Raw genomic sequence first — 24983 nt, forward strand, 5'->3', positions numbered from 1 at the left:
AACATGAATTCAGTTCTTTGTTTTCAAAGAGAGGGCCGATGTGAAACAACTCATTAATCCCGCAGTAGCACTGATGAACCGGTTGCCGATGCTGTATAAATTCAGCCTTATCAGCGTACTGTTTCTTTTACCGATTGGTGGGTTGTCCTGGCTTGTGATGTCTGAGCTCAACCGCTCGGTTGAGACGATGACGCGTGGGGTTGAAGGCCTGGAGCAATTGCGCCAGGTTGACCGTCTTGTAGACGCTGCGTTTGATTATCGGGATTATCGCGCTCCGGCAGTAGCCAAGAATGAAGAGGCTATTATGGCTGTCTCAGACAAGGCCGCAGCAAAAATAAGCTCTATTCTGGACAGTTTGACGGCAGAGTCCCGTTCATTTGACACCTCCGGGGCCTGGGCTGAGCAAGTGGAGGCGCTGAAAACCGATTGGCAAAGTTTACGGGCGGACGATAACTACCAGACGAACTTTGATCCCCAATTCAAGTACTATCAGGGGTTTGCCCAGAAGGCGCTGGCACTTCTTCCCGCAACGATTGAAAGTTCCGGGTTGGCCCAGGGCGCTTCACGAGAAGACCAGCTCGTGTTGGGGCTGATCCGTGAAACCCTGCCGGAAGCTCGCAGTGTGATAGGGCAGGCGCACGCCTACGGCATGTATGCGTTAGTAAATGGCCAGGTGGGTTACGCCCTTAGCGATATCTTCAACGAAATTTATGATGACCTGACTAACCGTGGGTCATTGCTTTCACCGGCTCTAACGCTAGCCGCAGACGCTTCGCCAGCACTCACTTCCCAGGCGGGTAATGCACTCCGGAAGGTGGATGAGAGCCTGGTAAATGTTCGTGACGTGATGGATATAAACATCATCACGCCCATGCGGCTGGAAATGTCCTGGCAGGCGTATGATTCCCGTGTAGTCGCTGAGTTGGCGGGGTATGGTGAATTAAAGGCGGCCGCGTTTAACGTGATAGAAGCGAACCTGAAGGCCAGCCTGGATCAGGAGGTGAGCCAGCGCCGTTTGATTGTTGTGGCGTTGATTGTGGTTCTGCTGGTTGTTGTGTACCTCTACATCGGGTTTTTCATGTCGGTGCGCACTGCAATAAACCGGTTTAGCGAAGCAGCGCGAAAAGTGGCTGCCGGGGATATGACCACCCGGATTTCTCTTGATAACCGGGACGAGCTTGGTGAACTGACCAGCGAGTTCAATAACATGACGGATCGAATAGCACAGCTGATCCGTTCTGTTGGCCAGACAACCTCAGAAGTGGACCAGCAGGCTGCAAAGGTAAATGACACAGCCGCAGCCAATAGCGAGGCGGTGGCGCACCAGATGGCAGAAAGTGGCCAGATCAATGAAGCCATGGGGCAGATGGTGACGGCTGTAGGTGAAGTGACCGAGAGTGCCCATCGGGTGGCCGACAGTGCCTCAGCGGCCGAGCAGGATACGGAAACAGGTCGCGGTGTGGTTGCCGATACTGTCGAAACCATCAATCGGCTGGCTGCGGAAATATCGGGTGCGGTGGACGTAATCAACCGGGTTAGCGAAGACAGCGACAACATCAGCCAGGCTCTGGTGGAGATTAAGGCGATTGCTGAGCAAACCAATCTGCTGGCGCTGAACGCCGCTATTGAAGCTGCCCGCGCAGGTGAGCAAGGCCGTGGCTTTGCGGTTGTGGCGGATGAAGTGCGCTCTTTGTCTGCGCGCACTCACAAATCCACTGAAGAGATTGAAGGCATGATTTCGCGGCTGCAAAGTGGCGTGAAGGATGCCGTATCGGCCATGACCAACAGTCGGGATGTTACCCAGACAACGGTCCAAAAATCCGGAGAAGTCACAGAGGCACTGAGCCGGATTGCCAATGGCATTTCGGTAATTGTGGACATGAGCCACCAGATCGCTCAAGCAGCAGAAGAGCAATCGGCTGTTTCCCAGGATGTAAATGCCAGCGTTGCCCACATTGGCGAGCTTGGCACATCCACTGCGGCTAACGCTGAAGAAACACTGGCCTCATCCCGGGAAATGTCTGAGCTGACCACTTCTCTTCAGAGGCTTGTGGAGGCGTTTAAGGTGTGAGTTTGACCTGGTTTTGGAGCCAGTCGTCTCGCATCGCAGCTATCGATTGTAGCGAATTCTACATGCCGGATTTCTTTTGATCCCACAGAATTTCTTCCGCGCCCTCCCGGCGCGCTAGTACCCTCGAAGCCACAAACAGCAGGTCTGATAAGCGGTTCAGGTACTGTCGGCCCAGCGGGTTGATAGAATCTTCGTGGCTGAGCCCAACCACCACACGCTCAGCGCGGCGGCAAACAGCGCGGGCCAGGTGGCATTGAGCTGCAGCTGGGCTACCACCTGGCAGGATGAAGTTCTTCAGAGCCGGTAACGGCTCGTTCATTTCGTCCAGTAGATTCTCCAACCAACTGATGTGCTCATCGTTGATTGCTTTGCTGCCTGGAATCGCAAACTCCCCACCCAAATCGAACAGATGATGCTGAATACGGCGCAATGGCTCCAACATCTCATCGTCGCTGTCCAGAGTTTCAATCAGCAAACCAATATGGCAGTTCAGCTCGTCAGCCGTGCCCAAGGCCTCAACACGCTGGGAGTTCTTGGCGATACGATTGCCATCGGCCAGGCCGGTAGAGCCGTCGTCACCGGTGCGGGTGTAGATCTTTGAAAGGCGATTGCCCATGGAAGAGTGCTCCTGATCGTTGAAACTGTTTTGGATGAAAACTGAATGAGTAAAACCGATTAATAGGAAACGTTACAGACCCTGTACTTGTTCGGTCAGCATTTGGTTTACCGGCGTAGCAATACCATGGCGTTTTCCGCAGTGCACAAGATAGCCGTTGATAAAATCAATCTCGGTTTTACGCCCCGCTAAAACATCCGCGCGCATGGACGATGTATTGCTGGCGGTGTTCCTCGCCACGGTTTCGATTCGTTCCCGAAGAACCTCCGGCGCAACAGCCTCCGAGGTTTCCGCGTGAAGTAAGAGAGATATCTCTGAGCAAAGCCCGTCAATATTCTGTTGATAAAGATGCGAACCCAAAATGTCTCCGTTAGGGCAGTCGAGCAGCGCAGTAAACGGATTTATTCCTGCGTTCACGACCAGTTTCTGCCAAAGCCGCTGCAGAATTTTCTCCTCAGCATGAACCCGCAAGCCGGTTTCAGCTAACTGTTGAACAACACTCGCCGTGTGATGGGCAGCCGACGCCGTAAGTGCACCAACCCAGGTATCCCCAGCACCGGCATGGACCAGCACATCAGGGGAGGGGCGGTTTGCGCCTTCGGTGGTGCTGGCAGCCAAAATCGGCCGCCCTGGCCAACGTTCGGCCACTGCCTGTTGGCTACCCAGACCGTTCTGGAACAAAATAACTGGTGTGCTAACCGGAATGCGTGGCAGCCAATCTTCCAAAGCCGCGAGCGTATCTCCAGCTTTCGTTGTTACGAGCAGAAGCTCTACATTCTCAGCTGATTGAAGCCAATGAATGATTACATGGGAGCGGATATCACCAGAGTCTGGCGAAGCCGTCAGGAACCCCTTCCCGAAACCTTGTGGAGCCATGGATGGCGGAACAGAGCGTACAAGGACGTATTCACAGCGTGCTTCGGGGAGGGGTTCCTGACGGCTGACGCTTCTCCCAAGCCGAGAAGCGTGCTCAGGCCGAGGCAAGAAACCACAAAGCCAGGAAGGCAAAAGGGCGGCCCAAAGCCGCCCCAGAGAACCCGCTCCAAGAATGGCGATTACCCCGCCACCCCCGGAACGCTCATCCTCAGACATCATGCCTACATGGCCTCAATGTCTGCGTGCTGCTGGTTCAACCGACTCAAGTTGTTGCGAGCCTCGGCCAGCTTTTCCTGCTCCTTGGCAACCACCTCAGCCGGTGCCTTGGCCGTAAACTTTTCATTGCCAAGCTTACCCTCAAAGCGCGCGATTTCCTTCTGCAGGCGCTCAAGCTCCTTGTCCAGACGCTTCAGTTCCGCATCCTTATCAATCAGCCCGGCCATAGGCACCAGCACTTCCATGTCGCCCACCAACTGGGTAGCGCTCATGGGCGCTTTGTCGCCTTCAAACCACTCCAGACTTTCCAGCTTGGCCAGAGACCCCAGGAACTGGCGGTTTTCATTCATCCGTCGCTTGCCTTCCGCACTGTCGCCACGGAACAGCACGGGAATTTTCTTCGCCGGAGAAATGTTCATCTCCCCACGAATATTACGCACCGCCACAATCACACCCTTCAGCCACTCAATATCCTCAACAGCCTGTGGGTCGTGCTTGCTGGCATCCATCTGCGGGAAAGGCTGCAGCATAATACTGTCACCTGATTTGCCCGCCAACGGCGCAATGCGCTGCCAGATTTCTTCCGTGATAAACGGCATGATCGGGTGCGCCAGGCGCAGAACCGTTTCCAGAACGCGAACCAGCGTACGGCGGGTGCCGCGCTTGGCTTCAGCACTGGCACTGTCACTGCTCAACGAAGGCTTGGATAGCTCCAGATACCAATCGCAGTACTCGTTCCAGATGAATTCGTACAGCGCGTGCGCCGCCAGATCAAAACGGTATTGATCCAGATAGCGGGTCACATCCTGTTCGCACTGCTGCAGGGCGCTGGTGATCCATCGGTCCGCCAGCGATAGCTCAACCGGCTCGCCACTCGCGCCACAGTCTTCACCTTCGGTATTCATAAGCACGTAACGGGCGGCATTCCACAACTTGTTGCAGAAGTTGCGGTAGCCTTCGAGGCGTTTCATGTCCCAGTTGATATCACGGCCGGTGGTGGCCATGGCGGCAAGGGTAAAGCGCAGGGCGTCGGTGCCATGAGCGGAGATACCTTCCGGGAACTCCTTCTCGGTACGCTTGGCGATTTTCTTCGCCAATTTTGGCTGCATCAGGTTGCCGGTGCGCTTCTCCAGCAGAGGTGCCAGATCAATGCCGTCGATCATGTCCAGTGGGTCAATGACGTTGCCCTTGGACTTGGACATTTTGTCGCCGTTCTCATCACGGATCAGGCCTGTCACGTAAACAGTCTTGAACGGAACTTGCGGTGTGCCATCCTCGTTCTTCATGAAGTGCATGGTCATCATGATCATCCGGGCGACCCAGAAGAAAATAATGTCGAAACCGGTCACCAGCACATCGGTAGGGTGGAAGGTTTTCAGGCGCTCGGTGATTTCCGGCCAGCCCAGGGTGCCGAAGGTCCACAGGGCGGAACTGAACCAGGTGTCGAGAACGTCTGCGTCCTGCTCCAGTTTTACCTCGGCAGCGAGGTTGTGCTTCTCACGCACTTCCTCTTCGTTGCGGCCCACATAAATATTGCCTTGCGTATCGTACCAGGCCGGAATGCGGTGGCCCCACCAAAGCTGGCGGGAAATACACCAATCCTGAATGTCCCGCATCCAGGAGAAGTACATGTTCTCGTATTGCTTGGGCACAAACTGAATACGGCCGTCTTCTACGGCTTCAATCGCCGGCTTGGCCAGTTTTTTGGCGTCGGCAAACCACTGATCAGTCAGCATGGGTTCGATGATCAGGCCGGAGCGATCGCCACGGGGCACGCTCAGTACGTGGTCTTCCACCTGCTGAACCAGGCCGGCGGCTTCCATGTCTGCCACAATCTGTTTACGGCCATCCTCTCGAGTCAGCCCAGCGTAGGCTGAGGGCAGGGTGCCATCCAGCTCGGTGTTTTCAGTGCCGTCGCTGTTGAAGACTTCAGCCTGTTGGCGAATGTTCGCGTCCTGGGACAGCACGTTCATCATCGGCAGGTTGTTGCGCTTGCCCACGGCGTAGTCATTGAAGTCGTGGGCCGGGGTAATCTTTACGCAACCGGACCCTTTCTCCGGATCAGCGTGGTGGTCGGCAATGACCGGGATACGGCGGTTCACCAACGGCAGCATCACGAACTTGCCGATCAGGTGCTGGTAACGCTCGTCGTCCGGGTGTACCGCCACGGCGGTATCGCCCAGCATGGTTTCCGGGCGAGTGGTGGCGACAACCAGGTAATCTTTGCCGTCTTGCGTGGTTGCGCCATCGGCCAGCGGGTAACGCAGGTGCCAGAAAAAGCCTTTTTCTTCCTTGTTCTCAACTTCCAGATCGGAAATGGCGGTATGCAGCTTGGGATCCCAGTTCACCAGACGCTTGCCGCGGTATACCAGGCCGTCTTCGTACAAACGAACAAACACTTCCTGCACGGCTTTGTAGAAGCCATCGTCCATGGTGAAACGCTCGGTGTCCCAATCTACCGAGTTGCCCAGCCGGCGCATTTGGCCAGTAATGGTGCCGCCAGATTGCTCTTTCCAGTCCCAGATGCGTTTGATGAACTCTTCCCGGCCCAGATCGTGACGGGTTTTGTCTTCCTCGGCAGCCAGTTTGCGTTCCACAACCATTTGAGTGGCAATACCCGCATGGTCACTGCCTACCTGCCAGAGGGTGTTGTAGCCCTGCATGCGCTTGTAGCGGGTAAGGGTGTCCATAATGGTGTGCTGAAAGGCATGGCCCATGTGCAGGCTGCCGGTCACGTTGGGTGGCGGGATAGCGAGGCTGTATGACTCACCTTCGCCGCTGGGGCGAAAGTAGCCGTTGGACTCCCAGTTTTCGTACCACTGGCGCTCGATGTTTTCTGGCTGGTAGGTTTTTTCCATGGGTTTTGCTGATGACCGTATTGATGGATTCGCGGGAAATTCTAGACGCGTGATTATACATGCTCGCCTGGGATCGGGCCATTGAGCAGACTTCTCCGGCTTTCCTTACCTTACTGCTCTTTAAGCTTACCAAAATAGAATAAGCCGGAGCCCATGCCCAGCACTACCAGAGCCAACATAACGCCGAATAACGGCCAGGGGCCAAAGTTGTAGATAACAGGTAAAGAGATGCCTGTTATCAGGCCGCCGCCAAAGAGAGGCTCGAAGGCCATCTGTTTATAGCCGAAGGCCTCATAGGCGGGCGTTTTGTTATCAGGGTCGGCGATTTTCATGAGAATCAGTCCGGTCGCGGTCACGCCCATGGATTGGCCAAGATCGCCGATGCCGCGTTCAAACCAGTATTTCGGAATAACGCGCGGTGCCAGAAAAAGGAACAGGCACACATTCCAGGCAATGCCGGCGATACCCAGCAGGAGAAAAGGTGCCAGGTTTGCTGCAATCACGGCCAGTGAGAGGCTGGCGATGGCTGCGGCGATCAGGATATCCAGCGCTATTCCCTGGATTCGCAGCATAGTCTCGCGATCCAGAAGATCGTTTTTATCGATGCGGGTGAGAACCTGTTGTACGATCAGCCCGCCGATCATCGCTAGCGGGAACAAGGGCACGGCGCCCAACAGCTCCATACCATCCTCGCCGCTCCCCCAGGTCTGTTTTTCAATCCAGGTAAGCGACTCAAGAATGCCTAGACCTACCAGGATAGCCATGGCGACAAACGCGAAGTGCAGGGTTAATGGTTCAATGGATTCTGAGCGCACTGTCATTCCGCCAGTTGGCACAGGCCGGTTGTCTTTGGGGATCAGGCCACGTTGCTGGTTCTGCGGAATCTCGCCAACGTCCTTGTCCAGCACCTCGCTCTTGCCGTTACGCACACCCCAGTTGATGAGTATGATGCCGCCGACAATGCCTGAGATGACGCCGACGGTAGCCATACCCACCGCCATATCTGCACCTTCGGGAAAGCCCAGGTCTGCGAACACATCCTGCAGGCCAGCCGCTGTGCCATGCCCGCCCTCAAAGCCGATTTCAATGAGTGCACCGGCCATCAATGGCAATCCAAAAACAGGCGCAAGAACGAGAGCGGCGATCAGTATGCCAACAACGTATTGGCCTGCGCCCAGGGTCAGGCCGAAAGCAAGCTGAGGACCCGCGAGATTCCACACTCGTTTGAAATTAGGCAGGGGCACTCCCAGCAAAAGCGTGGCAAAAACCACATTAATAAGCAGGCCCGGCAGCTCACTCCATATGTTGAGCATAGACTCGGGTATTATACCGTCGGCGAGCGCGGTCTCCGGACCGGCAACCGTTTGCGCCAATAAACCCAGCACCCCCGGGCCGAGCAACAATCCGATAACACCCGCGAGAATAGAGGCAGGCAGAAACAGCTTCTGGGCGGGTCGCCAGTGCATTCGGACCCATTTGCCCGCGAAGAGAAGCACGGCAAGTATCAGCAGCGCAAACCCGATTTTATCCGCACTCATTGTCTCGTCTCCATCGACTGCCCAGGCAACAAATTCCCGGAGTATCACCGAGAAAAAAGCATGCACCCATGTACTGCAAGTTTTGGGCGGCCAGAGCCAAACCTTACAATTCAAGTCCAATCAAGGTTTTACCTTACCTGGTCAAAGGTTTCAAATTCGGGGCATGCAGAAATGACTTGCCAGAGAACCGGGCGCGTCCGGATTTTGCCAGCATGGATGTCTTTTTGGGGTCGTTGGGAGCACTATTGGCTTATGCAAGAATAAACAATCCTTACCAACAAACACGATTGATTGAGTCTTATTTTTCATCAGGATGACAAAACGCCATGGATACGAGGAAAAAAGCTCTGAGTTGGCTCATCGGGTGCTGCATGGCTATGCCGGTCTTCGCAGATAGCTTCGGCCCAGATGAGTGGACTCAGTACCGTATGAATGCAGCCAACAACGCCGTATATAACAATGGTGGCGAATTGCTGAATCGAATGAAGTTCCGTACCGGCGATCAGGTGCGTGCGACTCCTGTGGTTGTTGGAGATGCGTTATACATTGGCAACCATGCCACCGGTGGCATGTTTCGCTTCGACCTGCCCAATGGAAAGGTAGCATGGCATGACGACAATCCCTGGTTTCGCCATGCGCCAAACTGGATTCATTCCGAGATGATTCAAGCAGGCGGGCGCATTTTTGTCGGCTACGGTAATCGCGTTTTCCAGAGCCCGGATATACGCGGTACCGGTGCCAGCGGTGTTATGGTAGTTGACCCGGAAGACGGAGCCACCCTGTGGCAATACGAGACTTTAGGCGAGGTCATGCCTACACCTGCGTTCTGGAATGACACTCTGTATGCGGTTACTGGTGGCGCTGAGCTAATTGCATTGGCGCCTGGAAACGGCAAGCTTCTGTGGCGCGACCTGCTTGGCAGCGGCCCCCGTCAATCCAATAACACGTCTGGAGCCCCGGCCATCACCGCCGGCAAAGTATTTTTTGGCGATACCGCTGGATTGCTTCATGCGCTTGATGCCGAGGATGGTGACACACCGCATTGTGACAGCGGCCGTGCCACTGACACACTCAAGCTGGGTGGCTCCAGCCATAACAGTCCGGCAATCGCACTTGCGCCCGCGGGACCGGTGGTGATCAATAGAACAGTGTTTGTCGGTAGCCAGGATGGCTTTGTTTATGCGGTGCCCCTGTCAGAGTTTGATTGCCGCTAACACACTATCAGTCAGGCTTATCGCTTTCGTTGATCATGCACCTGAGGCTCAATACCTAGTGCGCGCAGCTGTTTGAAGTGCAGGCGGGCCTGGCTTAGCACTGCCGGATCATTATGGGCTACGAGAGCAAGCCGTTTAAACCTGTCTGCATTCGCCGGAAGTGTCTCCGAGAGAATAATAACCGTGTCCCAATCTTCCGCTACCGGCGGGCATAGTAATATGCCAACTGGGTCAGTACAGGGTGTGGCGGAATCGGGAATGATACTGTGCGGGATAAACGCATCCGGGCTGAAGTTCCAGATTAGATCATCCAGTTCTTCTGCCTGTTGCGTGGTATCACATACGATGCACACCCGGTCGCTTTGCTGCCAGGCTTTGTTTACAAGCTTGGTGGCGTGCAGGTGGCGAGCGGCGGGGGTGTCCTGCAGCAGGATGTGGAACCAGTAACGCTGGTTCTTGTCCTGCTGCCCGGAGGCACCGGCAGCGTGGCTGCCGGTTTGTGTTGCCGGGTTACTTTCCATCAGTTTCCATTATTTACCGGCATGGGACATCAGATAATCGACCAGTAACGGAACCGGGCGGCCGGAAGAGCCTTTGGCTTGACCTGAGTGCCAGGCGGTGCCAGCTATGTCGAGGTGGGCCCAGTTGTACTCCTTGGTGAAGCGCGACAGGAAACAGGCAGCCGTGATGGTGCCTGCCGAGCGACCGCCAATGTTAGCTAAGTCGGCAAAGTTGCTGTCCAGCAGGCTTTGGTACTCATCCCACAACGGCAGGCGCCAGGCCTTGTCACTGGCGCGATCGCCGGCAGCCAGCAGCTCGTTAGCCAACTGGTCGTTATTTGCCAGCAGGCCGGTTGCTTCATGGCCAAGCGCCACAATGCAGGCGCCTGTAAGCGTCGCTAGGTCGATCACCGCTGTCGGGTCAAACTTCTTCACATAGGTGAGGGCGTCGCATAATACCAACCGACCTTCGGCATCTGTGTTGAGAATTTCAACGGTTTGGCCCGACATGGTGGTTACTATGTCGCCCGGGCGGGTGGCGTGGCCGTCTGGCATGTTTTCAGCGGCAGCGATTACCGCAACCACGTTGATTTTCGGCTGAGTCTCGGCAAGTACTTGCATGGCACCGAATACGGCTGCCGAACCGCCCATGTCGTACTTCATTTCATCCATGCCGGCGCCTGGCTTCAAGCTGATACCGCCGGAATCAAAAGTGATGCCTTTGCCAACCAGAACATGGGGCTTGGCTTCTGCCTTGCCACCGCGGTATTCCATAACAATAAGGCGTGGCGGCTGAGTGCTGCCCTGGCCAACGGCCAGCAGGGAATTCATGCCCAGTTTTTTCATCTGCTTTTCATCAAGGATCTCAGTCTTGATGCACTCGTGGTCAGCTGCCAGCTTGGTGGCTTGTTCGGCCAACCATATCGGGTGGCAGACGTTGGGAGGTGTGTTGCCCAGGTCGCGGGTAAGGTTCATGCCGCGACCGGTAGCCAGGCCAAGATTGAAGGCTTCCTTCTCGGTTTTGCCAGCATCGGAGACGGAAACCAGAACCTTGTTCAATTTGCGGGCGGTCGGCTTTTCGCTTTTGAAATCGCTGAAAAGGTAAAGTTGGTCTTCGAGCGTGCGGCCAATCAGGCTTAGTTTGGCGAGTTCGGAGCTCACGCTGTCGTCACCCGTTACCTTAGTATCTGTTATGGCAATGAGCACGCTTTTTGAGGGACCCTCTTTGAGTGCGCCCATTACAGCCGTCAAGGCTTTGCGGAAGCCGGCGCTGTTGCGGTCGGTGTCGTTTCCTGTACCGACAACAAGCAGCCTGTTCCAGGGTTGATCGCTAAGGGGGATCAGGGTTGTTTCTGCGTTTTTGCCGGTAACATCACCGGCCTTTTGGAGTGTGCTGATCAGCCCACCCAAAGCGCTGTCCGCCTCGGTGGTTGAGGCTGGCCAGTCGCCTTTTTCTGGCAGGGCGACGACCAGGCAGTCGGCTTTGGTGCTCGTAATGGCATTGCTGTTCAGGCTGAAGTTCATGGAAACTCCTGTAGTTGTCCGGGAAAACCGCAGGTGTAAGCGGCGAAATTGATCTTACGATTCTCTCAAGCATTGGGGCATGTGGTTAGATTATCAAGTTGGCAGGCCGGGTTGCTGTATTTTGCTGGCACTTGATCTGTCATGGCCTTAACGCTGCTGCACTGTTATTCAGCGGCAAGGTTACATAGAATACGCGCAGTTTTCCTATTCCTCCATGTTCCGGTTTACACGGGCAGAGAAACCGTTTTGCACATTATTTTTCGTTATCTCATACGTCAGATTATGGTCAGCATGATTGCTGTGTCGGGCATTCTATTGCTGGTGTTCATGAGCGGGCGGTTTATCAAATATCTGGCCGGCGCAGCTGAGGGCAAGATTGCGCCGGGCGTGTTGTTTGAAATCATGGCCTATCGGTTCCCCGGATTTCTTGAGCTGATTCTACCGTTGGGGTTGTTTATCGGCATTTTGCTCGCCTATGGCCGAATGTACCTGGAAAGCGAAATGACGGTGCTTTACGCCTGTGGTGTGAGTGATCGTCAGCTGCTTTCAAAAACCCTGCTGGGCAGTCTTGCTGTAATGTTGGTGGTGGGCAGCATGAGCCTGTTTATATCCCCCTGGGGCATGGGGCAGGTTGAGAAAATTTTTGCTGAACAATCGAAAGCCACAGAATTCGACTTGCTTGCGCCCGGGCGCTTCCAGGAGCTTTCATCCGGTGGCCGTGTCACCTATACCGAGGCCCTGAGTGATGATAAGCGCCGCCTTGAGGGGGTATTCATTGCCGAGTATGGCAGCGATGGTGAGGGCGTTAGTGTTATTGCTGCCGATTCGGGCTCCCAGATCATTGATGAGGAGACCGGTAGCCGGTTTCTTGTGCTGGAGAACGGCGCCCGTTTCGATGGTATGCCAGGTAAACTGGATTATCAGGTGACCGGTTTTGAAGCCTATGGTTTGAAAATCCGCAGCGGCAGTGGCGGTGATGTGGAGTTGGATGAGGGGGTGACCACCGGCCAGCTTATGCGTTCGGATGATCCCAGAGACAGAGCCCTGCTGCACTGGCGCTTTTCGTTGCCGCTGATTGTACCGATTGTAACCTTGCTTGCGGTTCGGCTTAGCCGTGTAAATCCCCGGCAAGGCCGGTTTTTCCACCTTCTGCCCGCCATGCTTGTGTATGTAGCCTATCTCGGCCTGCTCATAGTTGCCCGGGATGCCATGTCGGACGGCAAAGTGCCCGAGTGGCTGGGAATGCTTTGGGTGCACGCAATCTTTCTTGCACTTGGATTGTGGTTGCACTTTGGCCCGGCCTGGTTATACAGGCGCAAGGTGACGCGAGATGGAGCGGCCAATGCGTAAGATTGATCACTATGTGATGCGCAATGTGGGTGGCGCCATGTTCCTGGTGATGATTGTGGTGTTGTCGCTGGATCTCATCTTTGCGTTTATAGGTGAGCTGGATGACACCCGCAATAATTATCAAATTTCAGGTGCACTCTGGTATGTGGTTCTCACGTTGCCCCGGCGGATATACGATTATTTGCCTCTGGGTGCCTTTATGGGTTGCCTGGTAGGTCTGGGCACCATGGCCAGTGCCTCTGAGCTTACGGTTATTCGTGCGGCCGGGGTCTCCCTGAAGCGGGTAGTATGGTCTGCCATGAAGCCCGCTTTGGTGATTGTTCTGGCGGGGGTGCTTATCGGTGAATACATGGCCCCACCCGCGGAGCGAGCTGCTCAAAGTTATAAGGCGGTGGCCCTGGGTGCCGGCCAGAATGTTGCTGCAGCCCATGGTGTATGGCATCGCGAAGGGAATGTGTTCATGCACTTTAATGCGGTGCAACCTAATGGTGTATTGCACGGCATCTCTATGTTCCGCTTTAACGATCAGCGCCAGCTGATGGCTGCCAGCTTTGCAGAGCGGGCTGTTTATCAGGGCGATTACTGGATGCTGGAAAACACCAATACCACGCGCCTTGAAGGCGAATCTACCAGCCGCGAAGAGCATCAATCCCTGCGCTGGGACACGGGCTTGTCGCCGAGTGTGCTGAGCGTGCTGATTGTGAAGCCGGAAAACCTCTCTATGACGGGGCTATACACCTACGCCAGCTATTTGGGCGATCAGGAGTTGAGCGCCTCTCCCTACTGGTTGGCGTTCTGGAAAAAAGCCTTGATGCCGCTCGGCACCGGGGTGATGGCGTTGGTGGCGATTTCCTTTATCTTCGGGCCGTTGCGCTCGGTCACCATGGGCTTTCGGGTGTTTACCGGGCTGCTTGTGGGGTTGCTGTTCAAGTATATGCAGGATTTGCTCGGCCCCATGAGTTTGGTCTTCGGGTTCAATCCTGTGCTTGCGGTTCTTGTGCCGATTGCGGTGAATGCCGTGTTTGGCGCAGTACTCATGCGCCGGGCGGGTTAGCCTGTCACGGCGCGGGGTTAGTTGGCTTTGGGCTGTTTGGCCAGGCTCACAACAACGCTGTCAGACAGCCTGTCGGTTACCGATAGCCCATTGATAGGGAAGAACAGTGCGAGCATTGCCGGAACGGAAAGAAAGAGGGTGGCCGCACCAAGGTAATAGCCAGCGAGTAGCGCCAGGAACAACACGCCAGCAGCGGATACGTAGCGGCGAAGTGCCTGGCTCCAGCTTACCGAGGTGCCATTCAGGTTTTCTATGCGTATGCGCCATACTTGCATGCCAAGTGTTTGTCCCAGGCGCGTCCAGAAGTAGGCAAAAAATAAGTACATCACCAGAAAGAGCACAAAGGTCAGGCCGGGGTCTCCGGATATCTGACCCGAATCAGCTTTTTTCAGGGGGGCATCCCAGTTGGTGACCCAGCCATTTGCCCAGCCGGTTATCATGGTGTAAATACCGGTGGTAACCAGAAGCACGGCAATGCTGATCAGGCCGTCGTAAACAATAGCGAGGGATCGTTTAAGAAACGTCGCTGGGGGAAGCAGTTCGTCAGCGGCGTGGAAGCGACGGGGCATGGGGTCTCCTGTGATGTTTCACGTTTTTCATGTACTCGGCGTGTGCTAGAGTAGCCGATTTACACACGCATGTAAGTATTCGTATTCAATCGCGGATCGCGCCGGTTTGTGGCGGGATTTATGGAAAGGTATCAAAGGGCTATGAAAACCGCAGAGTTGCGACAGGCATTTCTTGATTATTTCAAACAGCAAGGTCACTCCATTGTTTCAAGCAGCTCGCTGGTACCAGCGGATGATCCGACACTGCTGTTTACCAATGCGGGAATGAACCAGTTCAAAGACGTGTTTCTTGGCCGGGAGGAGCGCGACTACAGCCGTGCGACCACCACTCAAAAATGTGTGCGGGCAGGCGGCAAGCATAACGATCTGGAGAACGTTGGCTACACAGCACGCCATCATACATTCTTCGAAATGCTGGGCAATTTCAGCTTTGGCGATTACTTCAAGCGTGAGGCCATCAGCTATGCGTGGACCTTTCTGACGGGAGAGCAGTGGCTGAACCTCCCTGCAGAGCGGCTGTGGGTAACTGTTTACGCAGACGACAACGAAGCCTACGACATCTGGAATAAAGAAGTTGGCGTGCCGGCGGAGCGAATTATCCGTATCGGAGACAACGGCGGCGCACCCTATGCCTCGGACAATTTCTGGCAGATGGGCGACACCGGCCCCTGTGGTCCATGCTCAGAAATTTTTTACGACCATGGCCCGGATGTGGCTGGCGGCCCCCCCGGAAGCCCGGAAGAGGACGGCGACCGTTATATCGAAATCTGGAACGTGGTCTTCATGCAGTACAACCGCACCGCCGATGGTGAAATGCTCAATCTGCCCAGGCCGTCTGTGGATACGGGAATGGGCCTGGAGCGCATAACAGCGGTTCTGCAAGGTGTGCACAGTAATTACGAGATTGACCTTTTTGACGACCTGCTAAAGGCGGCCTCAAAGGTGCTTGGTGGTGTGGCAGCCACAGAAGCAAGCTTGCGAGTGGTTGCGGATCACATTCGTTCCTGTGCGTTTTTGATTTCCGACGGCGTGATGCCATCCAACGAAGGTCGCGGCTTTGTGCTGCGCCGCATTATTCGTCGTGCGGCCCGTCACGGCAACAAGCTGGGTGCCACCGGTCCGTTCTTCTACAAATTAACCGGTGCTCTGGTTGAGCTGATGGGAGACGCTTTCCCACAGCTGGTTAGTGGCCGCAAACAGATTGAGCGTGTACTGCTGCAGGAAGAGGAGCAGTTTGTAAAAACCCTTGATAAAGGGCTGCGACTTCTGGAGCAAGACATTGCCGAGCTGAAAGGTGAGATCATTCCCGGCAACACCATCTTCACATTGTATGACACCTATGGTTTTCCGGTGGATCTCACCAATGACATTGCCCGTGAGCGCGGTTTAACACTGGATTACGAAGGCTATGAAAAAGCCATGGAAGCTCAGCGTGAACGGGCCAGGGCAGCCAGTAAATTCGGTATGGATTATAATGCGGCCAGCCTGAATATTGAGGGAAAAACCGAGTTCACCGGATACGACCAGGTGGATGGCCATGAGCGCATCCGTGCTGTTGTGGTCGGTGGTGAGCAGAAAACAGCGGAAGCGGGTGATGAAGCCATTGTAGTGCTGGAGCGCACTCCGTTCTATGCGGAATCCGGTGGTCAGGTAGGCGATACCGGGCTGCTGACGTGGAGCGGTGGTCGTTTCAAGGTAACGGATACCCGCAAGGACGGGGATAACCACCTGCATGTGGGCACTCTTATTGAGGGTGAACTGTTTCCCGGCTTGGAAGTGGACGCGCGTATTGACCACGGACGCCGCAACAAGACCCGTTGTAATCACTCGGCTACACACCTGCTGCACGCGGCTTTGCGCAATGTTCTGGGAGAGCATGTGGCCCAGAAGGGGTCGCTTGTAGACCCGGATAAACTGCGCTTCGATTTCTCACACTTCGAGGCGGTTACACCTGAACAATTGAAAGAGATTGAACGCCAGGTGAACGAGCAGATTCTTGGCAATACAGCGGTACAGACCGACATTACAGACATGGAGCAGGCCCGGGAAAAAGGCGCAGTGGCTTTGTTCGGTGAAAAGTATGGCGATGTGGTTCGCGTATTGAGCATGGGCGCAGACAGCTACTCTGTGGAGTTGTGTGGCGGGACTCATGTGGCTCGCACTGGTGATATCGGGCTGCTTCGGATCACCTCGGAGAGTGGTATTTCGTCAGGCGTTCGCCGTATTGAAGCCGTCACAGGCCTGGGCGCACTTGAGTGGGTGGATGAAACCGAGCGCACTCTGCGTGACGCCGCCCGCCTGGTGAAAGGCAGTCGGGAAACCATTGTCGATAAAGTGCAACAAACTGTGGAGCGTAACCGACAGCTTGAAAAAGACGTTGACGCCCTGAAGGCAAAGCTTGCCAGTTCGGCAGGAGACGATTTGGCCGATTCAGCGCTGGATGTGGCTGGCGTAAAAGTGGTTGCCTCTGTGCTTGAAGGGGCGGATCGCAAAACGCTTATGGAAACCACTGACCAGCTTAAAAACAAGCTGGGTGAAGGTGTGGTTGTTCTGGCGAGCGTTGATGGTGGGAAAATCACCCTTGTTTCAGGCGTGAGTAAGTCGACTACTGGTCGAATCAAGGCCGGTGATTTGATGAAGCATCTGGCTTCTTTGGTCGACGGCAAAGGTGGTGGCCGCCCCGACATGGCTCAGGGTGGTGGCAACGATCCCTCAAAACTGGCTGAAGCCCTTGCAGGTGTGCCGGAGTGGGTTGAGAAAAACATTGTCTGAGCAACTGTTTTTCGGAAGTGGTCGCAGTTTATAATGCCGGCCGCTTGTGTTTTGACGGGCAGAGTGACTGCTTTGCCCTAGGTCCCTGATTTGGATACTGGAAAGACAATGGCCCTGTTTGTTCAAAAATTTGGCGGCACCTCAGTAGGTACCACCGACCGCATAGAAGCAGTAGCTGAGAAAGTGTGTGGTTTCCGCGACGCGGGCCATGATGTTGTTGTGGTTGTTTCCGCCATGAGCGGTGAGACCAATCGGTTAATTGGGCTGGCCGGCGATATTACGGAGGAGCCTGTTCCGCGAGAGATGGATGTTTTGGTGTCTACGGGTGAGCAGGTAACCATGTCTCTTCTCTCCATGGCCCTTCAGAAGCGAGGCTGCGATGCGCGCTCCTACACTGGCGCGCAAGTTCGCATACTCACCGATAGCATGCATTCCAAGGCACGCATTAAGCAGATTGACGAACAACGTATACGTGCGGATCTGAACGCGGGTCGTGTTGTGGTAGTTGCCGGATTTCAGGGTGTTGATGAAAACGGCAACATCACCACGCTTGGCCGAGGCGGTTCTGATACTACGGCAGTTGCTCTGGCCGCTACACTCAAGGCAACTGAGTGCCAGATCTATACGGATGTAGACGGTGTTTACACCACGGACCCCCGTGTGGTGGACAGTGCCCGCCGCCTGGACCGGATTACATTTGAAGAAATGATGGAAATGGCGAGCCTGGGTTCCAAAGTGCTCCAGATTCGCGCCGTAGAATTTGCGGGCAAATATAATGTTCCATTAAGGGTTCTCTCCAGTTTCCAGGAAGGTGAGGGCACTCTGATTACAACTGAGGATAATGTCGCCATGGAACAACCGGTTGTCTCCGGCATTGCGTTTAACCGTGATGAAGCTAAAGTTACGATCTCCGGGGTGCCTGACACCCCGGGTAGTGCATTGCGCATTCTAAAACCGGTAAGTGATGCCAATATTGGTGTGGACATGATTGTCCAGAACGTAGGCGAAGATAACAGGACAGCGTTTACCTTCACCGTTCATCGCACCGATTTCAAGCGTGCACAAGAGGTGCTCCAGCAAGTGTCTGACGAGCTGGGTGCCCGAGGCGTGAGCGGCGATACCAAGATTGCCAAGGTGAGTATAGTGGGTGTGGGTATGCGCTCCCACGCTGGGGTGGCGACCAAGATGTTTGAGTCGCTCTCGGTGGAAGGTATTAATATACAAATGATTGCCACATCGGAAATCAAGATTTCTGTGGTGATCGATGAAAAATATCTCGAGCTTGCGGTTCGTGCTCTTCACAGTGTGTTTGAGCTCGACAAGCCCGCAGTAGAAGAAATCCTGTAATTCAGGCCGTGACCTGGCTTGTTGAAGGGCAAAAAAAGAGATTTATTTTCTGACCTTGTGTCTGCATGTGGTCGTATAAGGGAATATGCGGGTATTGGTGAGCCAGTGATCTCATATGAACGTGGAAACTAATCAAAAAATTACTTGTCGGAACAGGTAGCTCAGGATAGGGAGTGAGGGATATGTTGATTTTAACTCGCCGTGTTGGCGAAACATTGATGGTCGGTGATGAAATCACGGTGACTGTGCTTGGAGTGAAAGGTAACCAGGTAAGAATTGGTGTGAATGCGCCCAAAGAAGTCGCCGTTCATCGGGAAGAAATATACCAGCGCATTCAGTCTGAAAAGAATGCAGATGAGTCAGAGCCCGGTAACAGCTGAGTTGGGCATAAAAAGGCCGTTCAAGGGAAACTCGGGCGGTTTTTTTGTGCCTGAAAGAAACGATTACTAAAAAAATCGCGTTACCCCTATGAAAACCGAAACATTGTGGTAGTATACGCCCCGTTCTCAAGGAGAGGTGGGTGAGTGGCTGAAACCAGTTCCCTGCTAAGGAACCGTACGCGAAAGTGTACCGAGGGTTCGAATCCCTCCCTCTCCGCCATTTCTTTTACCAGGAAAGGCAGAACAGGTTGAACTAGCAAGCGACCATTATTAAGTGATCAATGCGCGGCTGTAGCTCAGCTGGATAGAGTACTCGGCTACGAACCGAGCGGTCGGAGGTTCGAATCCTCCCAGCCGCGCCACTTTTTATAAACTGATGTCATGTGAACCCGGCGCTAGAGCCATTCTCATAAGTCAGACAGGATTTGAACCGAAAGAGGTTCGACCGAAGTACACGCAGTGTGCTGAGGAACGCCAGAGCAAAGCGATGGCGGCCCCGAAGGGGTGAGGGCCAAAGGCCCGAATACTCCTCCCATAAGGCAAACCGCCATGTGTGAGGGTTATCTATTGGCGGCTGTAGCTCAGCTGGATAGAGTACTCGGCTACGAACCGAGCGGTCGGAGGTTCGAATCCTCCCAGCCGCGCCATATTAAGACCAGAACGCCTCAGTTTGTGAACCTCACATTCTGAGGCGTTTTGCTTTGTGTAGCTGGGAGAATTTGAACCGGAAGAGGTTCGACCGAAACCTGCTACGCAGGTTGAGGAACGCGGGAGCGCAGCGACGGCGGCCCCAAAGGGGTGAGGGCCAAAGGCCCGAATAATCCTCCCAGCCGCGCCATATTAAAACCAAAGCGCCTCAGTTTGTGAACCTCACAGCCTGAGGCGTTTTGCTTTGTATAGCTGGGAGAATTTGAACCGAAAGAGGTTCGACCGAAACCTGCATACCCCTTTTTTCTCATCATGCGGGAATACCCCTACCACCTATCGTCATCCAATTGACCACTGTCAAGTTTCGCGAAAACCTCCCTGATAGACTTTCGTTAGTTACCTCATTAATTAACCTCCAGTGCAATTGGATGTATTAACCATGGATAAGATCCGCCGCGCTCTTCTAGGGCAGATTGCCAAACTGACAGCTGGGGCCGCTCTGGTTCCGCTAAGCAGCATCGCATCTGCAGGTATTAACGACCAACCGCCACGCAGGGAAGGTGACCCGGGAAAACGCTATGCCATGCTGATCGACTTGAGAGCCTGCATTGGCTGTCAGGCTTGCACAGTCTCCTGTCATATCGAGAACGAAGCCCCTTTGGGCAGTTTCCGCACCATTGTGTCCCAGTACGAGGTTGAGCATGAGGAGACCGGCGATGTTGCCACGTTCATGCTGCCGCGCTTGTGCAACCACTGCGAAAACCCGCCTTGCGTGCCCGTGTGCCCGGTACAGGCTACGTTCCAGCGCCAGGATGGCATTGTGGTGGTGGATAACGAAGCCTGTGTTGGCTGCGCCTACTGCGTGCAGGCCTGCCCGTACGATGCGCGGTTTATTAACGAACACACTCAAACAGCCGACAAGTGCACATTCTGCGCGCATCGTCTGGATGTTGGCTTGCTGCCGGCGTGTGTGGAGTCCTGCGTGGGAGGTGCCCGGATTATTGGCGACATCCGCGATCCGGACAGCCAGATCAGCCGCATGATGAAAGAGCACTACAACGAATTGATGGTGCTCAAACCGGAAATGGGAACATCCCCCCACGTGTTTTACCTGGGCATGGATGAGCGGTTCGTATCCCGGCCGGATGCCAAACCCGCCATCTGGGACGTACGTGATCAACAAGGTGAGGAGATTGGCTATGAATTCGGTCATTGAGGTTCTTGCACCTCGCTACGGAATTGCCTGGTATCCATGGGCGGTACAGTATTTTTTCCTGATTGCCGTCTCCTACTCCGCATTGCTCTTAACCGTGCCGGGGCTGCTGTTTGGTAAAAAGAACTATGAGCCCCTGGCGAAAGTCGCGCTGCTGGTCACCGTGAGCTGCACCCTGGTAGGACCGGTGGCCTTGCTGGCGGACTTACACCAGCCACTGCGGTTCTGGCACTTCTACGCCAATCTCACGCCCTGGTCGTGGATGTCCATAGGCAGCCTGATGCTTCCTGTGTATCTCATGCTGGTGGTGGCCTACGCCTGGTTAGCCTGGCGCCCGGCCATGCAGGAGCAGGCGCAGGGTGAAGGGTGGATTGCCAGATTGTCTGGCTGGATCAGCCTGGGGCAATGGCATGCGCCCCGCTGGATGCTGGTGGCTGCCGGGCTGGGAGCGCTGCTGTTTTCTTTCGGCATCATGCTCTATACCGGCGCAGAGGTGGCGATTGTTAAGGCCCGCCCGCTCTGGGATACCCATTGGCTGCCTGTCATGTTTGTGCTGACCGGCCTGGTCGCAGCAGCGGGCCTGGTCATACTGATTAATCGCTTGATGACAGGCAACGATGAAGACGTTAATGAACAAAGCCTGAAAGTTATCTTCGTAGCCATGATTCTCGCAGCGTTGGTTGCTGCCCTTTGGGCGTCTGAAGGCCTCACCGGCTTCAGCCCCTCGGTTGAGGCAGCGTTTGCGTCGCTCAAGAGAAACCCGGAATGGCGTGCTGTGGCTGTTTACGGACTGATGGTGGGCGCAGCACTCACAGCCTCTGCCATTGTCATGTTGCGCCGTCCCAACTGGCTGGGCCGTTCCTGGATCGCTGGTTTGCTGGCGGTACACATTGGCTGGACCTTCCGCTGGATGGTGTTAATGGAGGTGCAAACCGTCGCCAAAAACACCGCTGGCTACTATCAATACGCCGTCGAGGCTGGCTCCAGCGGGTTGCTGGGCATTTTCGGAACCTTCGGGCTCTGGCTGGCCGCACTGCTGATTATTGACATTCTGGTGCCCTGGAAGAAAAGTCTCCAGGTAAGCACCCATTGATTCACGTCTCCGGAGAATAAGTAATGGACAAGAATCGTCGTAACTTCCTCAAGGGTGCAGCTGCCGCTGGTGGGGCTGCAACCTTCGCGGCTGGCTACTATGGCCCGCTGGAAAAAATGGGTAAAGGTCTGGTAAACGGAACCTCCGGCAAAGCCACAGCCGACAGGCTGCACGGTAACAGCCTTGCACCAGAATATACGGTAAACCCGCAAACTGGTGAGGTGGTGCTTAATCCGGATCAGCGTGTCGCGTTTACGGTTTGTTATGGCTGCACCACCAAGTGCGGCGTGCGCGTGCGTATTGATAAGAATAAAGACACAGTGCTGCGGGTGTCTGGTAACCCGTATCACCCGCTGTCCTCTGATGAGCATTTGGATGAGAACACCCCGGTGCTGGAAGCCTTTCAGCGGATGAGCAGTTTTCAGGACCAGGGTCAGCTTAATCGCTCCACCGCCTGTGCCCGTGGTAACGCGGCCATGGCCCAGCTCACCAGTGACCAGCGTGTAACGAGTTGTCTGAAGCGGACCGGGCCCCGGGGTAGCAATCAATGGGTAAGTGTTCCCTTTGAGCAAATGCTGGATGAAATTGTTGCCGGTGGTGATCTGTTTGGGGAAGGCGAGGTCGAAGGCCTGCGCTCCATTCGCGATGTGAAAACACCACTGGACCCGGAAAACCCGGAATATGGCCCCAAAGCCAATCAGTTGCTGATGATGGAGGCAACAGATTACGGCCGCTCTGCGTTGCTCAAGCGCTTTGCCTTTAATGCCTTTGGCACACGCAACTACGGACATCACGGCGCTTATTGTGGTTTGGCTTTCCGCATGGGCTCTGGTGCGCTGATGAACGATATGGCGAAATTTGCCCACGTAAAGCCAGACTACGCCAACGTGAAGTTTGCACTGTTTATCGGCACCGCGCCCAGTCAGGCAGGAAACCCTTTCAAACGCCAGGGGCGTTTGTTGGCCCAGGCCCGCACCACCGGTGATCTGGAGTATGTATTGGTTGATCCGGCATTGACCGCTGCAGCCTCGCATTCCGCCAGTGATCGCAACCGCTGGATATCCATTCTGCCGGGCACAGACACAGCGCTGGCCATGGCGTTGATCCGCTGGATGCTGGTGAACGAAGCTTACGCCAAAGATTTTCTGGAGTTGCCAGGTAATATGGCAGCCAACAGCGCCGGGGAAGCGGGTCATTCCAACGCTACGCACCTGGTTATTGAAGACGATAGCCATCCTCGTGCCGGTCATTTCCTGCGCTTGAGTGATATCGGCCAGGCGGAAGCGGGAGCCGACGATGACTATCCTGTTGTGGCCAGCAGCGACGGGCAGCTGGTCAGTTCCGAAGCAGCCAGGCGTGCTCAGCTCTTTGTTGAGCGCAAGGTTGAGGCCGGGGAAGGCCAGATCACTGTGCGCAGTTCGCTGTTCAAGCTGCGCAAGGAAGCCATGCAGTTCAGCATTGATGACTATGCTGAATTCTGCGGTATTGAGGCAGGTGTCATCCGCAATCTTGCCAAACGTTTCACCAGCTTTGGCCGCAAGGCCGCAGCAGATACTCACGGTGGAATGATGTCAGGTGCCGGCTTTTATGCGGCGTACGGCATTAACATGATTAATCTGTTGGCTGGTAGTTTTAACCAAAAGGGCGGCGTCGCTAAAGGCGGTGGCAGCTTTAATGGTGTGGGTGCAGGCCCCCGTTACGACCTTGCGAACTTCCCGGGAAAAATCGGGCCCAAGGGCGTGTTTCTTTCACGCTCCCGGTTCCCGTATGAGAAAACCAGCGAGTACAAACGTCATGTTGCTGCTGGAGAGTCGCCTTACCCGGCGTCAGCACCTTGGCGCAAACTCGCGCCACCGGTTCTGACTGAGCATCTGCTCTCGGGTCTTGAAGGCTACCCGTACAAAATCAAGGCGATGATCGGGGTCATGGCAAACCCGATGTACGGTCAGGCGGGTTTGACTGCGCTGTTTGAGGACAAGCTAAAGGATCCAGGGAACATTGGTCTGTACGTGGCCGTCGATGGTTTTATTAACGAAACCAACAGGTTTGCAGACTATATTGTGCCCGATTCTGTGATGTATGAAGTCTGGGGCTTCACCGGTGCCTGGAGTGGCACTCTTACCAAAATGACCACCGCCTGCTGGCCAGTTGTGGAACCGCGTCAGGCAAAGACGGCTGCCGGCGAGCCGGTCAGTATGGACAGCTTCTTTATCGAACTGGGCAAGCGCCTTGATCTGCCAGGCTTTGGTGATAACGTCATCAAAGGAGCAGATGGCAAGATGCATGGCCTGAACCGCGCGGAAGATTTCTACCTGCGGGCAGCGGCAAATATCGCCATGGCCGGTAAACCGCTGGTGGATGCCGCTGAAGAAGACATCTCAGCCAGTGGTATCGAGCCTCTGATGGATCGGATCAAGAGTACAGTGAGTGCAGAAGAAGCAGGCCCGGTTGCGCATCTGTACTCCCGTGGTGGCCGCTTTGAGACCATGGAGCAGGCGTATGACGATGAGCAGTTAGGCCATGCCTGGAAGCGCCCATTGTGTGTTTACAACGAACAGGTCGGCACCACCATTGATAGCTATAGCGGCAAACGCCATATAGGTACGCCTACCCATCATGCACCACGGTTCTGGGATGGCTCACTGCTAAGAGAGCACTACACGGAGAACGAGTGGCCATTGTTGGCATTCTCGTTCAAGTCCAATCTGATGAACTCCTACGCCATCGGCCTTGAGCGGCTGCGCATGATCAAACCATACAACCCGGTACTTCTGCATCACAAGGATGCCAAAAAGTTCGGGGTACAGCACGGCGATACCATCAGCATTGAAAGCCCGGGGGGCAAGGTGTTGGCTCTGGCTTTGGTGGGCGACAACGTGCATGAGGGTGCCCTTGGTATTGAGCACGGCTATGGCCACCGTGAGCTGGGTGCAGCAAGCCACGTTATTGATGGCGAGGAACGTGCAGGCAATCCGTATTTGGCTGCCGGCGTCAATATCAACGATTTGGGCTTTTCTGACCCCACCCGCAAAGATGGCACGGCCACCTGGCTGGAAAACGTCAGTGGCGCTGCTATCCGGCAGGGATTGCCGGTAAAAGTACGCGTGGTAGCGGATATTGTCTGAACCGCGCCGGGCGACACGA

Annotated in this window: 17 protein-coding genes and 3 tRNA genes; 13 read left to right on the plus strand and 7 right to left on the minus strand. The window is 55.0% G+C overall.

The window, feature by feature from the left end; genetic code table 11:
- Nucleotides 1–40: 40 nt before the first annotated feature.
- A complete protein-coding gene (locus ACTHYN_RS09165; RefSeq protein WP_441812149.1) occupies nucleotides 41–2071 on the plus strand; it encodes a methyl-accepting chemotaxis protein in 2031 nt (676 codons plus the stop codon).
- A 58-nt stretch (nucleotides 2072–2129) separates the two neighbouring features.
- Here ACTHYN_RS09165 and ACTHYN_RS09170 read toward each other — a convergent pair whose 3' ends face one another.
- From ACTHYN_RS09170 to ACTHYN_RS09185, 4 genes are all read right to left on the minus strand, one after another.
- Nucleotides 2130–2687, minus strand: coding sequence for a cob(I)yrinic acid a,c-diamide adenosyltransferase (locus tag ACTHYN_RS09170; protein WP_441812150.1), 558 nt, complete (start codon nucleotides 2685–2687; stop codon nucleotides 2130–2132).
- A gap of 72 nt (nucleotides 2688–2759) precedes the next feature.
- Entirely contained in the window at nucleotides 2760–3782 is a 1023-nt protein-coding gene (locus ACTHYN_RS09175) for a ketopantoate reductase family protein (protein WP_441812151.1), read from the minus strand.
- Between the two features lie 2 nt (nucleotides 3783–3784).
- Complete coding sequence (locus ACTHYN_RS09180; RefSeq protein WP_441812152.1) at nucleotides 3785–6637, minus strand: valine--tRNA ligase; 2853 nt, start codon at nucleotides 6635–6637, stop codon at nucleotides 3785–3787.
- Nucleotides 6638–6747: 110 nt separating this feature from the next.
- On the minus strand, nucleotides 6748–8175 hold the full coding sequence (locus ACTHYN_RS09185) for a sodium/glutamate symporter (RefSeq protein WP_441812153.1): 1428 nt from the start codon (nucleotides 8173–8175) through the stop codon (nucleotides 6748–6750).
- Nucleotides 8176–8501: 326 nt separating this feature from the next.
- Between ACTHYN_RS09185 and ACTHYN_RS09190 the strand changes: the two genes are divergently transcribed.
- Complete coding sequence (locus ACTHYN_RS09190) at nucleotides 8502–9389, plus strand: PQQ-binding-like beta-propeller repeat protein (RefSeq protein WP_441812154.1); 888 nt, start codon at nucleotides 8502–8504, stop codon at nucleotides 9387–9389.
- Nucleotides 9390–9406: 17 nt separating this feature from the next.
- Here the strand turns inward: ACTHYN_RS09190 and ACTHYN_RS09195 are convergent, their stop codons facing one another.
- Nucleotides 9407–9910 (minus strand): DNA polymerase III subunit chi, encoded by a 504-nt coding sequence (locus tag ACTHYN_RS09195; protein ID WP_441812155.1) that lies wholly within the window; start codon nucleotides 9908–9910, stop codon nucleotides 9407–9409.
- Between the two features lie 9 nt (nucleotides 9911–9919).
- Nucleotides 9920–11413 (minus strand): leucyl aminopeptidase, encoded by a 1494-nt coding sequence (locus ACTHYN_RS09200; RefSeq protein WP_441812156.1) that lies wholly within the window; start codon nucleotides 11411–11413, stop codon nucleotides 9920–9922.
- A 246-nt stretch (nucleotides 11414–11659) separates the two neighbouring features.
- Here ACTHYN_RS09200 and lptF point away from each other — a divergent pair, with 246 nt between their 5' ends.
- Together lptF and lptG are read left to right on the plus strand one after the other, a co-directional pair.
- Nucleotides 11660–12763 (plus strand): LPS export ABC transporter permease LptF, encoded by a 1104-nt coding sequence (lptF, locus tag ACTHYN_RS09205; protein WP_441812157.1) that lies wholly within the window; start codon nucleotides 11660–11662, stop codon nucleotides 12761–12763.
- The gene (lptG, locus tag ACTHYN_RS09210) at nucleotides 12756–13817 is read left to right on the plus strand and encodes an LPS export ABC transporter permease LptG (protein WP_441812158.1); all 1062 of its coding nucleotides are present in this window, start codon (nucleotides 12756–12758) and stop codon (nucleotides 13815–13817) included. The genes lptF and lptG overlap by 8 nt, the downstream gene beginning before the upstream one ends.
- Nucleotides 13818–13834: 17 nt before the next feature.
- On the opposite strand, the gene ACTHYN_RS09215 is transcribed toward lptG, so the two are convergent.
- On the minus strand, nucleotides 13835–14386 hold the full coding sequence (locus ACTHYN_RS09215; RefSeq protein WP_441812159.1) for an RDD family protein: 552 nt from the start codon (nucleotides 14384–14386) through the stop codon (nucleotides 13835–13837).
- 141 nt (nucleotides 14387–14527) lie between these two features.
- Here ACTHYN_RS09215 and alaS point away from each other — a divergent pair, with 141 nt between their 5' ends.
- The 9 genes from alaS to ACTHYN_RS09260 all read left to right on the plus strand — a co-directional run bounded on the left by alaS (nucleotide 14528) and on the right by ACTHYN_RS09260 (nucleotide 24964).
- Nucleotides 14528–17158: an alanine--tRNA ligase gene (gene alaS / locus ACTHYN_RS09220; protein WP_441812160.1), complete on the plus strand. Its 2631-nt coding sequence runs from the start codon at nucleotides 14528–14530 to the stop codon at nucleotides 17156–17158.
- A 108-nt stretch (nucleotides 17159–17266) separates the two neighbouring features.
- Entirely contained in the window at nucleotides 17267–18505 is a 1239-nt protein-coding gene (locus tag ACTHYN_RS09225) for an aspartate kinase (protein ID WP_441812161.1), read from the plus strand.
- A gap of 182 nt (nucleotides 18506–18687) precedes the next feature.
- Nucleotides 18688–18885 carry a carbon storage regulator CsrA gene (gene csrA, locus ACTHYN_RS09230; protein WP_441812162.1) on the plus strand — a complete coding sequence of 66 codons (198 nt, stop codon included), beginning with the start codon at nucleotides 18688–18690 and terminating at the stop codon, nucleotides 18883–18885.
- 130 nt (nucleotides 18886–19015) lie between these two features.
- A tRNA-Ser gene (locus tag ACTHYN_RS09235) sits at nucleotides 19016–19105 on the plus strand.
- Nucleotides 19106–19170: 65 nt separating this feature from the next.
- Nucleotides 19171–19247 (plus strand) — tRNA-Arg (locus ACTHYN_RS09240).
- Between the two features lie 208 nt (nucleotides 19248–19455).
- Nucleotides 19456–19532 (plus strand) — tRNA-Arg (locus tag ACTHYN_RS09245).
- A gap of 440 nt (nucleotides 19533–19972) precedes the next feature.
- Nucleotides 19973–20749 (plus strand): sulfate reduction electron transfer complex DsrMKJOP subunit DsrO, encoded by a 777-nt coding sequence (dsrO, locus tag ACTHYN_RS09250; RefSeq protein WP_441812163.1) that lies wholly within the window; start codon nucleotides 19973–19975, stop codon nucleotides 20747–20749.
- A complete protein-coding gene (gene nrfD, locus ACTHYN_RS09255) occupies nucleotides 20733–21839 on the plus strand; it encodes an NrfD/PsrC family molybdoenzyme membrane anchor subunit (protein WP_441812164.1) in 1107 nt (368 codons plus the stop codon). Before dsrO ends, nrfD begins: the two co-directional genes overlap by 17 nt.
- A 23-nt stretch (nucleotides 21840–21862) precedes the next feature.
- Nucleotides 21863–24964 carry a molybdopterin dinucleotide binding domain-containing protein gene (locus tag ACTHYN_RS09260; RefSeq protein WP_441812165.1) on the plus strand — a complete coding sequence of 1034 codons (3102 nt, stop codon included), beginning with the start codon at nucleotides 21863–21865 and terminating at the stop codon, nucleotides 24962–24964.
- Nucleotides 24965–24983: the final 19 nt, after the last annotated feature.

The sequence above is a fragment of the Marinobacter sp. genome, assembly GCF_052091845.1.
In the GTDB taxonomy this organism is placed as follows: Bacteria; Pseudomonadota; Gammaproteobacteria; order Pseudomonadales; family Oleiphilaceae; genus Marinobacter.

Excerpts from the sequence above, each read along its gene's own strand:
- ACTHYN_RS09170 (WP_441812150.1), bottom strand. The coding sequence starts at position 2,687 with ATGGGCAATCGCCTTTCAAAGATCTACACCCGCACCGGTGACGACGGC.
- ACTHYN_RS09175 (WP_441812151.1), bottom strand. The coding sequence starts at position 3,782 with ATGATGTCTGAGGATGAGCGTTCCGGGGGTGGCGGGGTAATCGCCATT.
- ACTHYN_RS09180 (WP_441812152.1), bottom strand. The coding sequence starts at position 6,637 with ATGGAAAAAACCTACCAGCCAGAAAACATCGAGCGCCAGTGGTACGAA.
- ACTHYN_RS09185 (WP_441812153.1), bottom strand. The coding sequence starts at position 8,175 with ATGAGTGCGGATAAAATCGGGTTTGCGCTGCTGATACTTGCCGTGCTT.
- ACTHYN_RS09190 (WP_441812154.1), top strand. The coding sequence starts at position 8,502 with ATGGATACGAGGAAAAAAGCTCTGAGTTGGCTCATCGGGTGCTGCATG.
- ACTHYN_RS09195 (WP_441812155.1), bottom strand. The coding sequence starts at position 9,910 with ATGGAAAGTAACCCGGCAACACAAACCGGCAGCCACGCTGCCGGTGCC.
- ACTHYN_RS09200 (WP_441812156.1), bottom strand. The coding sequence starts at position 11,413 with ATGAACTTCAGCCTGAACAGCAATGCCATTACGAGCACCAAAGCCGAC.
- lptG (WP_441812158.1), top strand. The coding sequence starts at position 12,756 with ATGCGTAAGATTGATCACTATGTGATGCGCAATGTGGGTGGCGCCATG.
- ACTHYN_RS09215 (WP_441812159.1), bottom strand. The coding sequence starts at position 14,386 with ATGCCCCGTCGCTTCCACGCCGCTGACGAACTGCTTCCCCCAGCGACG.
- alaS (WP_441812160.1), top strand. The coding sequence starts at position 14,528 with ATGAAAACCGCAGAGTTGCGACAGGCATTTCTTGATTATTTCAAACAG.
- ACTHYN_RS09225 (WP_441812161.1), top strand. The coding sequence starts at position 17,267 with ATGGCCCTGTTTGTTCAAAAATTTGGCGGCACCTCAGTAGGTACCACC.
- csrA (WP_441812162.1), top strand. The coding sequence starts at position 18,688 with ATGTTGATTTTAACTCGCCGTGTTGGCGAAACATTGATGGTCGGTGAT.
- dsrO (WP_441812163.1), top strand. The coding sequence starts at position 19,973 with ATGGATAAGATCCGCCGCGCTCTTCTAGGGCAGATTGCCAAACTGACA.
- nrfD (WP_441812164.1), top strand. The coding sequence starts at position 20,733 with ATGAATTCGGTCATTGAGGTTCTTGCACCTCGCTACGGAATTGCCTGG.
- ACTHYN_RS09260 (WP_441812165.1), top strand. The coding sequence starts at position 21,863 with ATGGACAAGAATCGTCGTAACTTCCTCAAGGGTGCAGCTGCCGCTGGT.